The sequence below is a fragment of the Enterobacter sp. CFEC122 genome, from assembly GCF_052983755.1.
Genome location: NZ_JBRIQR010000067.1, coordinates 1 through 12,209 on the forward strand (window position 1 = coordinate 1; position 12,209 = coordinate 12,209).

Here is a 12,209-nt window from a genome sequence, read left to right on the forward strand (position 1 = left end):
TTCCCTTTCAGTGATCTACTATTCCGCGCATCTATTTAGTTGCTGTGAAACGTTCAATTTAGGGACAGGACTCCGGGTTAAGAATACTGGTGAATCACATAAAGCAAATGATCATGCACATGATCAGCAGGCTCATAATCACAAGAAATGCAGTGATGATCATTCCCATGAAGGTCATAACCATGAAGGCCATAACCATGAAGGCCATAACCATGAAGGCCATAACCATGAAGGCCATAATCATGATGCCCATAGCCATGGCGGCGAAGGGCATTCGCATGATGAGCATAATCATAAGGGATGTAACCATGCTCATGCCGCGCAAGAGCATTCTCATGAAGGCCACGATCACGGCCATGAGGGGGATTGTTGCTCCGCTGCTCCAGAACAATTGAGTAGCCTAGGGGGCTCGCAGGTTGTGGCTGGTGGATTACGGACAGAAATTCGCATTATGCAGATGGATTGTCCTGTTGAAGAAAATCTTATCAAAAAGAAACTGGGTGGAATGAGCGCTGTTAAAGAGCTTGATTTCAACCTGATGCAGCGTGTTTTGACTGTAACCCATACACCGGATTCGCTTGAAGCTATCATGGCTGCAATTCGCTCGTTGGGATTCGCGCCAGAAGTCTCTGATAATACTAGCGGCAAGAAAAATACCCAGGAGAAAAAAAAGCCCTGGTGGCCATTAGCTCTTGCTGGCGTAGCTGCTCTTGCAGCCGAAGTGATGCACTGGGCTGATATGCCTGACTGGCTAGAAGCTGGGTTGGCTTTGATAGCAGTGCTTTCTTGTGGTCTGACAACCTACAAAAAAGGTTGGATTTCGATTCGCAATGGCAACTTGAATATCAATGCACTAATGAGTATTGCCGTTACTGGGGCTTTGGTCCTTGGGCAGTGGCCAGAAGCGGCGATGGTTATGGTGTTATTCACCATTGCCGAGCTGATAGAAGCCAAATCACTTGATAGAGCCAGAAATGCAATAGGTTCCCTGATGAACCTGACTCCTGAAACTGCAATGGTCCAACAAGCTGATGGAACATGGCAGGAAGTTGACGCCAGTAGCGTACAACCGGGCAGTATTGTCAGGGTAAAACCAGGTGAACGAATTGGTCTCGACGGAGAAATCGTCAAAGGCCAAACCACCATTAACCAAGCTCCAATTACAGGTGAAAGTATGCCTGTCGATAAAATTGCGGGCGATGCTGTATTTGCTGGAACAATAAATCAGTCAGGCTCTTTTGAATATAAAGTCACTGCAGCTGCAAATAATACAACCCTTGCTCGCATCATTCATGCCGTTGAGCAGGCGCAAGGCGCCAAAGCAGCTACCCAACGTTTTGTTGACCGCTTTTCCCAGATTTATACCCCCGTCGTTATGGGTATTGCTGTTGCGGTTGCTGTATTGCCACCATTGTTTGGGGCAGGAACATGGCAGGAGTGGATCTATAAAGCTTTAGTTATGCTTGTCATTGCGTGTCCATGTGCCCTGGTTATTTCTACGCCAGTAACGATTGTTAGTGGACTTACTGCAGCTGCTCGCAAAGGGATTCTCATTAAAGGCGGTGTTTATCTTGAGCAGGGACGTAAGCTAAAAGCCCTTGCGCTGGATAAAACAGGAACTATTACCTATGGGAAACCAGTACAAACCGACGTAATGGTATTCAATGGGTGGAGCGAGCGTGAAGTTCGTACTACTGCAGCTAGTCTCGCTAGTTACTCTGATCACCCTGTTTCACTGGCAATTGTGAATGCTTCTGCTGATTTGAAAAAGCAGGATGTTGACAGCTTTGAAGCGATTGTTGGGCGAGGTGTGCATGGCGCGATTACAGGTAAGGATTTTTACCTTGGTAACCTGCGTTTGACTGAAGAACACTTTAATTGTCCATCAGAGATTAAAGCAACAGTACAAAGGCTGGAAAGCCAGGGTAAAACAGTTATTTTACTCAATGATGGTAAGCAAGTGCTTGGGTTGTTCGCTGTTGCTGATACTGTTAAAAACAGCAGCCGTGAAGCGATTGAACAACTTCATGAACTTGGCGTTAAAACTATTATGCTGACTGGTGATAACCCACATACAGCTAAAGCAATCGCATCTCAGGTTGGAATCGATGAGGCTCGAGGGAATCAATTGCCAGAAGATAAACATCGTGCAGTTGAAGAGCATTCACGGATTGGAATCACTGGGATGGTTGGTGATGGTATCAATGATGCACCGGCTCTGGCTGCAGCTGATATCGGTTTTGCTATGGGCGCAATGGGTACTGATACGGCGATTGAAACTGCAGATGTAGCCTTAATGGATGATGACCTGCGTAAAATCCCAGCCTTTGTAAAATTATCCCGACAAACGTACAGCTTACTCGTGCAAAATATCAGCCTCGCTCTAGGTATTAAAGCCGTATTCCTTGTACTCACGCTCATGGGAATGGGAACTATGTGGATGGCTGTATTTGCTGATGTTGGTGCCAGTCTTCTGGTTGTGGCAAATGGCCTGAGGTTATTACGAAAATAAAGAGTTGGGTCCCTGAGTTCTTCATGGATGACAGACTCAGAGACCGTATTCTGGTTTGAATATATTCATAGAATATGGTTTGGGGGGAGAGAATGGACACCAGGAAATATTCTGAAAGTGTTGTCAAAGATATTTTGCAGTGGGTTGAAAGTTCATTGAATACAACCTTGCCAGTAGAATTTATTGCTGAGAAGTCTGGGTATTCACGATGGCATTTTCAACGTTTGTTTAAACAGACGACCGGTGTTGCGCTGGGTGAATATGTTCGTGCTCGTCGATTATCATGTGCTGCGATTGATCTGAAATTGACTTCCAGAACAGTCCTGGACATTGCACTTCAGTATGGTTTTAATTCGCAACAAACTTTCACGAGAGCTTTTAAAAACAAGTTTCATCTTCCTCCCGGTCGGTACCGCAAGCAAGGGAATTGGAATTTATCAGCGCTGTGTCCATCTTTACTTTCAGACTATGAGGAGAGATATGCCAATGTTAGTTAATGACCCCGTATTAATTTCTATGATAGAAGAACTGACTGATAAGTATAATAAAATGCAGGATTTTTTAATCGATGATGAACCTTGTATTGATATCGTACGGTCGGTGTATGAGTTGGAGTGTACAGTTAGTGAATTCAAAAAAAGAATTATACTTCAACATATTTCCTATTGCCATTCAGATGAATGTGATGACCCTGACCTGCATGTCGCCTTAATTGACAATATAAAAAACATACTTGACTATCTTGAATAATTTTACAAGAAGGGCATTAGGCTTTCTTAAAACCATTTGTGTTTTGGATGAATAAATATTTTTAATTCACTGATTTCCGTATGGTCTCAACCATAAAGAATATGATGGTAACTAACCCGGGTCAGTCAGTGCGACTCATGCAAGATGCTTGATGTGTATATCGTATAAAATCTTGACCCTATATCAACTTCATGGTTTTTAATGGAACCAAGTCGAGAGTAGCGAGGACGATGAACAGAGCAATAGGGGGAATCATCAATGGAACCTTGTTGCGGACGTTCTGCCTAGTCGCTAGAGCAAACAGAGGTCTCCATGATCAAGCAAAAAACTATCAAGAATATTGTTGAATTAAACGGTATTGGCTTGCATAGCGGTAAAACCGTTAACATGAAAATCATGCCTGCTGGTGCCGATAGTGGCATACGGTTCCGTAGAACAGATGTAACTCCTGTTGTTGATATTCAGCTCCGTGCCGATCAGATTCATGACACTATGCTGGCAACAAGCATTATCAACCCTCAGGGAGTTCGAGTTTCAACAATCGAGCATTTCCTTTCTGCGGTGTCTAGCATGGGGCTTGATAACCTCTTGGTGGAGCTCGATGCTCCAGAACTTCCCATTCTCGATGGGAGTGCCAGAGGATTCATAGACTCAATAATGCACGCTGGTTTGATAGAGCAGTGTGCGCTAAAAAAATATCTTCTGATAAAAAAAACGGTTTCCGTAAAAGATGGCGACAAATGGGCTCTTTTGCATCCAGACTCAAAGTTCTCGATCGATTTTATGATTGATTTTAAGCATCCCTTGATTTCTGCTGAGACTAATAGATTAAATATTGAAGTGTCGAAAGAAAACTATATTAGCGAGATTGCTGATGCCAGAACTTTCGGATTTGTTCGTGATGTAGAACTTCTACAACAAAAAGGTCTTGGGTTAGGGGCAAGTTTGAACAATGCGATAGGGCTTGATGAATATAGCGTTCTGAATCCGGAAGGTCTGCGATTTAATAACGAACTTGTGCGACATAAAACACTGGATGCGATTGGAGACCTCTTTGTATCAGGCCATAATATTATTGGCGCCTACCATGCTTATAAGTCAGGGCATGCATTAAATAATAAGTTGATGCTTGCACTGTTGAATGATGTCGAATCATGGGAATTAGTGAGTGTTGGTGAATATAAAAATGATGCCACTAGAGAAACCATCCTTTCTAAACCCAAAGAAGAGTGTTTTGAGTCATTAAGTATGTGGTCATAAGGGATATGAGTATGTTCGTCACATCTGGTTTTTTACACAGCTTATCTTGATGATTTTTTTCTTGACCTTACCACCACGGGAAGGTCTAGGCTGGATATCGACTAAGTCTTGATGAGCCAAACGGTAACCGTATCACTACGTATGCAAGGTAAGAGTGTCAGAAACGACGTCATTTGAAACTGGATCTGATATTAACAGAATACATTTTGGGAGGTAAGGATGAACATTGGTGATGCTGCCCGGTTATCCGGAGTTTCCGCCAAAATGATCCGCTATTACGAAGAGGCGGGATTAATACCGGAAGTTGCAAGAACTGCAGCCGGGTATCGGATGTACAGCGATATTGATGTGTACAAATTGCATTTTATACGTCGATGTCGGGAGTTAGGTTTCTCTCTGGCGCAAACAGGAGAACTTCTCTGTCTTTGGGGTAACCATTCGCGCCAAAGCGCTGATGTGAAAAAATTAGTCGAGTCACACATCCGCGAGTTGACTGTAAAAATTCAAGAATTTCAGCGTATGGCATCAATACTTACAACGCTTTCTGATTGCTGTGCAGGGGATGATAAGCCTGAATGCCCTATTTTGCGTGCACTGTATCTTGCAGATGTTAACGGTTTGCAGGAATCAGATTCTGGCCCTGAAATTACTTAGCCGCTACCCATATATGACAGTAATTTCAACTGAAATTACGCCCACAAAACAAGATGATATTAACATTAATTGGGTTAGTAATTCTTGGGTGAAAAGAAAGCAATGTGGTTTTTAAAATATATTAACTGTTTTTAGTAGTGAGGTTTACAATGTCAGATATTATTCCCGGATATTGCACACTTTGCCGTTCGCGTTGCGGGACGTTGAATGAAGTAGCAAATGACCACCTGATCAAGGTACGGGCCAACCCTGAACATCCTAATGGTAAGGCCATGTGTATGAAGGGCAAAGCGGCACCTGAGCTGGTGGACAGCGCAAATAGAATTCTGTACCCGATGAAGAGAACCCATCCTAAAGGTGCCGAGAACCCGGGCTGGAAACGTATAAGTTGGGAAGAGGCTATGTCAACGATAGCCGGACAACTGGAAAAATTTAAACGAGAGAACGGAGCTGAATCTGTCGCTTTCGGTTTTACGAGCCCAAGCGGTACCCCCCTCAGCGATGCAATTGAATGGTTAGAGCGATTTGTTCGTATCTATGGCAGCCCAAACACCAGCTATGGAACTGAAATATGTAACTGGCATAAAGACGTTGCACATCGATGGACCTTTGGCTGCGGCATCCCTGTTGCTGACTATTCCCATGCCGATCTTATCCTTCTTTGGGGGCATAACCCCGCGAATACTTGGCTTGCCCAGGCTAGCGCGATTGGTACTGGTCGAAATAACGGTGCAAAACTGATCGTCGTGGATCCTCGCCCGACACCTTTAGCGAAAGAAGCAAATGCCTGGCTTGATGTCAATCCTGGAACTGACGGTGCATTAGCTTTGGGGTTAAGCCATCTCCTGGTAGAAAGAAACCTGTTTAATCATGAGTTTGTTCGAAACTGGACTAATGGTCCTTTGTTGGTTCGAAATGATAATGGTTATTTTCTTCGGGAAAAAGATATTAACCCACTTGCCATCAGTAATCGCTATACAGTTTGGGACGAACACAACCAGCAAGTCACATTTATCGATTCCGAGACTCGAACTGAAGAAACGCTGACGCCTACAGCTGCACTTGAGGGTAATGTTGAAGTTGCAATAGCTGATGGTGCAAAAATTTCCTGCCAAACGGCGTTTTCATCTTTTAAAGATATGTTGGCTAATTATGACCCAGAAAACGTAAGCCGTATCACCGGGGTATCTGTTGCATCAATTGAAGCCGCTGCGAGTTTGATTGCCGGGGCCAAGAAAATCGCCTACCACAGCTGGTCTGGAGTGGCACAACACACTAATGCCACCCAAACAGAACGTGCGATTGCGACACTGTATGCTTTAACCGGTTGTTTCGATCAGGAAGGATGTAATCGAATCTATGCCAGCCACCCGGTGAATGTGGTTAATTCACCGACACTGATGCCAAAATCACAATGGGATAAAGCATTAGGTCTTGAAGAAAGGCCTATCGGGCCGCCTTCACAAGGTTGGGTTCATTCTCAGGATATCTGGCATTCAGTATTAGAAGGTACACCCTATAAAATTCGCGGGTTAATTGGCTTTGGTGCCAACATATTACTTTCACAAAGTGATACTTCTCTCGGACAACAGGCGCTTGAGGCACTTGAGTTTTATGCCCATGTAGATTTGTTTGAAACGCCTACATCAAAGTATGCTGATATCCTTCTGCCAGTAAACACTGCCTGGGAGCGCGAAGGCCTAAGAACCGGGTTTGAAAGTAGTGCTGCTGCTCAGGACCACATTCAGTTGAGAAAAAAAATGGTCTCTCCGCGCGGTGAAAGCCGTTCCGACCTTGAGATTGTTTTCGATCTTGCATGCCGGTTAGGAATGAATGAAGCGTTCTTCGACGGCAATATTGAGGCAGCCTGGAATTATCAACTAGAACCATTAGGTTTGACTGTTGAGATGCTCAGAAATAAGCCAGAAGGTTACGATATCCCGCTTGAGCATAAAGTCAGAAAATATGCTTTCAGAGACCCAAATAGTGGATATCTGGCAGGTTTCAATACAGAAACAAAACGTGCAGAGTTTTACTCTGAGATCCTTCATCGCTATGGTTACAATCCTTTACCTGAGTATGTACAGCCGCAAGAATACCAGCGCAACGATCCTGATTATCCACTAATGCTGACATCCGTTAAAAGCGGATTCTTCTGTCATAGCCAACATCGAAGCCTGACTAGCCTACGAAAAAAAGCACCTTATCCAACGGTAGACATTTCGGCAGCTCTGGCTGACGAAGAAGGTATCAAGACGGGGGATTGGGTAGAAATTGAAACGAGAGCAGGTCTTGCTCGATTTAGAGCAAAAGTGGAAGCCAAACTCTCTCATGAAACTGTAATTGCTGAGTTTGGGTGGTGGCAGGCTTGTCCTGATTTTGGCAAACCTTCATACCCGGTTAAAGGTGAGTACAGTAGCAATTACAATAGCTTAATCAGCGGTGATAGCTATGATCCAGTCAGCGGTGCTTTACCTTTGCGTTCATTCCGCTGCCGCATTCGCCGCTTGAATGATTTTGAGCTGATAAGACGCCCCTGGGAAGGTCGTAAAACATTCAAAGTCATTGAACTGAAAAAAGAAGCAGATAATGTTACGACAGTTACCTTCCAATCGAATAGTGAAGGCTACTTACCTGATTATGAACCGGGCCAGCATATCACTGTTAGCTGTTGTCCGATGAGCGATTCTGAAGAGATCGTTACCCGGGCGTATTCGCTGACAGGCCCTGCGTTTGTTCATGACCGTAAAACCTATTCCATTTCTGTCCGTCATCAGAAAGCGACTGATGAGAAAGGTGAATATGTAGAAGGAATAATGTCATCCTACATAAACACGCATTTGCAGATAGGCAAGGATGTTGAACTTACGCCTCCTGGGGGGAATTTCATTGTCCCGCTCAATGCCGTCCAGCCTGTCGTAATATTTGCTGGCGGTATTGGAATTACTCCATTCATTTCCTATCTGGAGTCTATTAACCCCCAAGCGGAAGGTCCGGAAATCTGGCTTTTCTATGCTAATCAAAATAGTAGGCTACATGCGTTTAAGAAAAGAATTGCGGAGCTAAATGCGTCTATTGACAGGCTTAAAGTAATTAATATCTACAACCAGCCCCTCGACTGTGATATTCCAGGATTGGATTATGATAGAGCTGGTTATGTTGGTGCGGGAGATGTCGAGGCATATCTTATTGAGAATAATGCTCGTTATTACATGTGTGGTCCGCAGCCTATGATGGATGCGATATCCCGAGGGCTTCAGGAGAGAGGTGTACCTGCATTTGCTATTTTCTACGAGATATTTCGTTCTCCGACAAAAATAAATAATGATCCCTCATTACGTCATAAAGTAATTTTTGCAAAATCAGGAAGAGAAGAGATCTGGACCACGGATAAAGGTACTCTGCTGAATTTTGGAGAAAAACTTGGGATTAAAATGCCTAGTGGTTGTCGTGTTGGACAATGTGAAAGCTGTTCAACTAAGGTGATTGCCGGGAACGTGCAGCATCTGAATGGTGTGGAACCCTCTGATGAGGGTGCATGTTTGACATGCCAGTGCATTCCTGCCGGTGATATCACTATTGATGCCTGAGATAGGTATTAGCATCCTTTACATCAGGCCATTTTAGTGGTCTGATGTTATTCAATGGATAACGCTATGTTTTAAAGACATTTTTAATTATTTTGCGCCAATCCAACTCAATAACCGATTTAATGAATTATTTCAGTGCGATCTTCATGAATTTTTATCATCCTCCCCCTTACCTTCAAGTTACTGCAAGTCTTAGCCTGTAAGAAATTACTACAGTCACCAGTTTCGGATTGGCCGAGGAGTTTTAGTGAATGAAAGGCTTGCAATGATAAAATTGAAACTTCATTGTTTTTCTGCATCGAGCCTAAAAAAATGACCGGGTATCCCTGAGCACAAAACCAGCCATCCACTCGATACATACCGGAAACGCGTTGATAACCGCGCTGCCATGGATGCCATATTCTTCTTCCTCAGGACTGGTTGTCTGAACGCCACCGGGATATGTTCATCGAGTTCTGCACACCGGCGCTTTAAGGAGTGGCACGATTCAGGCATTTTTGAGCGCTTCTGGCAGAACGGTTTGCTTGCCTGCGAGCATCTGGACAGCATTGACTGGTCCTGGTTGTCGATGGACGGTTGTATGACCAAATCGCCGCTGTCAGGAACAAAAAACAGGTCGCAATCCTAAGGACAAAGGGAAACAAGGTGTAAAGCGCAGCCTGCTGACGGACGCCAGGGGGCTTCCTCTGTCGCTGGTCGTCGCAGCAGCGAACACGCACGACATCAAATTGGTTGCGGATACGCTCGATGCCCTTCAGGCGGGGCATCCGGGGGGAAACTCAGGCTCTGTCTGGACAAAGGTTACGAAGCTGGATGGCTGAAAACGTATCTGCAGAGTCGCCGTTACGAGCCACATATTCAGTCCCGTAAAGAGGAGTCTGACGCCAGTAAAAACAGGGACTTCAAAGCCCCTCTCTGGGGCGTTGAGAGGACTCATAGCTGGATGAATCGCTTTCGCCGGGTTCTGACCCGATGGAAAAAGAAGGGGCTTTGTTGAATAAATCGTAAGCGTACAGCGTGAACCGTCTGGTCATAATCTGAAGCATCCGACAAAGTGGTGTCCACCAAATAAGTAGTGGGAACCAAAGTGTCAGATATGCAGAAAAATATGACTCCCGGCAGGCGTAAAGGCTGCCCTAATTATTCTCCTGAGTTTAAACAGCAACTCGTTGCTGCCTCCTGCGAACCCGGGATATCCATCTCAAAACTGGCGCTTGAAAATGGCATTAATGCCAATCTGCTCTTTAAATGGCGCCAGCAGTGGCGCGAGGGAAAGCTGCTATTACCTTCCTCTGAGAGTCCTCAGTTACTTCCTGTGACTCTCGATGCCACCGCCGTACAACCAGAACCGCCCGCTGAGGACTCAGAGCTCAGCATCAGCTGTGAGGTAACGTTCCGGCACGGGACACTCCGCCTCAACGGCACTGTCAGCGAAAAGCTTCTGACTCTGCTGATACAGGAACTGAAGCGATGATCCCGCTACCAACAGGCACCAAAATCTGGCTGGTTGCCGGTATTACCGATATGAGAAACGGCTTCAACGGGCTGGCTGCAAAAGTGCAGACGGCGCTGAAAGACGAACCGATGTCCGGCCATGTCTTCATCTTCCGGGGCCGCAGCGGCAGTCAGGTTAAACTTCTGTGGTCCACCGGCGACGGGCTGTGCCTGCTGACCAAACGGCTGGAGCGCGGGCGCTTCGCCTGGCCGTCAGCTCGCGATGGCAAAGTGTTCCTGACCCCGGCGCAGCTGGCAATGCTGCTGGAAGGCATCGACTGGCGACAGCCGAAGCGGTTGCTGACCTCCCTGACCATGCTGTAGGCTTCTTTATCCTGGTTGTCGCAGAATAAGCCTGGTAAAATGCTGGCTTATGAATGACATCTCTTCTGACGACATCCTTCTGCTGAAACAGCGCCTTGCCGAACAGGAAGCGCTGAACCGTGCCCTGCTGGAAAAGCTGGCAGACCGGGAGCGCGAAATAGACCATCTGCAGGCGCAGCTGGATAAACTTCGCCGGATGAACTTCGGCAGCCGTTCTGAAAAAGTCTCCCGCCGTATCGCACAAATGGAAGCCGATCTGAACCGGCTTCAGAAAGAGAGCGATACGCTGACCGGTCGGGTGGATGACCCGGCAGTACAGCGCACTCTGCGTCAGACCCGCACCCGCAAACCGTTCCCCGAATCACTCCCCCGCGATGAAAAACGCCTGCGGCCAGCGGGTTCCTGCTGCCCGGAGTGTGGTGGTGCGCTGAGTTACCTGGGTGAGGATGCCGCTGAACAGCTGGAGCTGATGCGCAGCGCCTTCCGGGTGATCCGGACCGTACGGGAAAAACATGCCTGCACAAAATGTGATGCCATCGTGCAGGCCCCCGCGCCTTCGCGCCCCATTGAGCGGGGTATCGCCGGACCGGGGCTGATGGCCCGCGTGCTGACCTCAAAGTATGCAGAGCACACACCGCTGTATCGTCAGTCTGAAATATACGGTCGCCAGGGCGTGGAACTGAGCCGTTCACTGCTGTCGGGCTGGGTGGATGCATGCTGCCGGCTGCTGTCCCCGCTGGAGGAGGCGCTTCAGGACTATGTCCTGACTGACGGTAAACTCCATGCCGATGATACCCCGGTCCAGGTGCTGTTGCCGGGCAATAAGAAGACGAAGACCGGGCGGTTGTGGACGTATGTTCGTGATGACCGCAACGCCGGGTCAGCGCTGGCACCGGCGGTGTGGTTCGCCTACAGCCCCGACAGAAAAGGCATCCATCCGCAGACCCATCTTGCGGGGTTCAGCGGTGTGCTACAGGCGGATGCGTACGCCGGGTTCAACGAGCTGTACCGCGATGGCCGGATAACGGAAGCCGCCTGCTGGGCTCACGCCCGCCGTAAAATCCACGATGTGCACGTTCGCACGCCGTCAGCCCTGACGGAGGAAGCCCTGAAGTGTATCGGCGAACTGTATGCCGTGGAGGCGGAAATAAGAGGAATGCTGGCGGAACAACGGCTTGCTGAACGTCAGCGGAAAACGAAACCGCTGCTTAGTACCCTGGAAAGCTGGTTGCGTGAAAAAATGAAAACGCTGTCGCGACACTCGGAGCTGGCAAAGGCGTTCACGTACACCCTGAACCAGTGGCCGGCCCTGACGTACTATGCAGAAAACGGCTGGGCCGAAGCCGATAATAACATCGCTGAAAATGCGCTGCGGATGGTCAGTCTGGGTCGTAAAAACTGGTTGTTCTTCGGCTCAGACCACGGTGGTGAGCGGGGAGCGTTGCTGTACAGTCTGATCGGGACGTGCAAACTGAACGGCGTGGATCCAGAAAGCTACCTTCGCCATGTCCTTGACGTCATAGCTGACTGGCCGGTCAACCGGGTCAGCGAGCTGCTACCCTGGCGCATCACACTGCCAACTGAATAACACATCCCCGTCAATACGGTTCTCGCTGTACGCTTAC

The 12,209-nt window shown here is 47.2% G+C and carries 9 protein-coding genes and 1 pseudogene; all 10 read left to right on the forward strand.

From position 1 onward, the window contains the following. The first annotated feature begins 10 nt into the window (after positions 1–10). The 10 genes and pseudogenes from ACVCAM_RS25075 (at position 11) to tnpC (ending at position 12,172) form a co-directional block, all read left to right on the forward strand. Entirely contained in the window at positions 11–2,512 is a 2,502-nt protein-coding gene (locus ACVCAM_RS25075) for a heavy metal translocating P-type ATPase (protein ID WP_447093727.1), read from the forward strand. 92 nt (positions 2,513–2,604) lie between these two features. Further along, complete coding sequence (locus ACVCAM_RS25080) at positions 2,605–3,009, forward strand: helix-turn-helix domain-containing protein (protein WP_071532327.1); 405 nt, start codon at positions 2,605–2,607, stop codon at positions 3,007–3,009. After that, entirely contained in the window at positions 2,993–3,262 is a 270-nt protein-coding gene (locus tag ACVCAM_RS25085; RefSeq protein WP_225388535.1) for a hypothetical protein, read from the forward strand. The genes ACVCAM_RS25080 and ACVCAM_RS25085 overlap by 17 nt, the downstream gene beginning before the upstream one ends. Before the next feature lie 312 nt (positions 3,263–3,574). Beyond that, the gene (lpxC, locus tag ACVCAM_RS25090; RefSeq protein WP_023302364.1) at positions 3,575–4,522 is read left to right on the forward strand and encodes a UDP-3-O-acyl-N-acetylglucosamine deacetylase; all 948 of its coding nucleotides are present in this window, start codon (positions 3,575–3,577) and stop codon (positions 4,520–4,522) included. A gap of 219 nt (positions 4,523–4,741) precedes the next feature. Further along, entirely contained in the window at positions 4,742–5,176 is a 435-nt protein-coding gene (gene cueR / locus ACVCAM_RS25095; protein WP_023336667.1) for a Cu(I)-responsive transcriptional regulator, read from the forward strand. Between the two features lie 149 nt (positions 5,177–5,325). Further along, positions 5,326–8,766: a molybdopterin-dependent oxidoreductase gene (locus ACVCAM_RS25100; protein ID WP_023302365.1), complete on the forward strand. Its 3,441-nt coding sequence runs from the start codon at positions 5,326–5,328 to the stop codon at positions 8,764–8,766. Positions 8,767–9,088: 322 nt separating this feature from the next. After that, positions 9,089–9,751 (forward strand): annotated as a pseudogene (locus ACVCAM_RS25105) (IS5 family transposase); the annotation flags it as partial. Positions 9,752–9,862: 111 nt separating this feature from the next. Then, complete coding sequence (gene tnpA / locus ACVCAM_RS25110; RefSeq protein ID WP_004118218.1) at positions 9,863–10,240, forward strand: IS66-like element accessory protein TnpA; 378 nt, start codon at positions 9,863–9,865, stop codon at positions 10,238–10,240. Further along, positions 10,237–10,584 carry an IS66 family insertion sequence element accessory protein TnpB gene (gene tnpB, locus ACVCAM_RS25115; protein ID WP_004114612.1) on the forward strand — a complete coding sequence of 116 codons (348 nt, stop codon included), beginning with the start codon at positions 10,237–10,239 and terminating at the stop codon, positions 10,582–10,584. Before tnpA ends, tnpB begins: the two co-directional genes overlap by 4 nt. A 49-nt stretch (positions 10,585–10,633) precedes the next feature. Next, positions 10,634–12,172 carry an IS66 family transposase gene (gene tnpC / locus ACVCAM_RS25120; protein WP_004181747.1) on the forward strand — a complete coding sequence of 513 codons (1,539 nt, stop codon included), beginning with the start codon at positions 10,634–10,636 and terminating at the stop codon, positions 12,170–12,172. Positions 12,173–12,209: the final 37 nt, after the last annotated feature.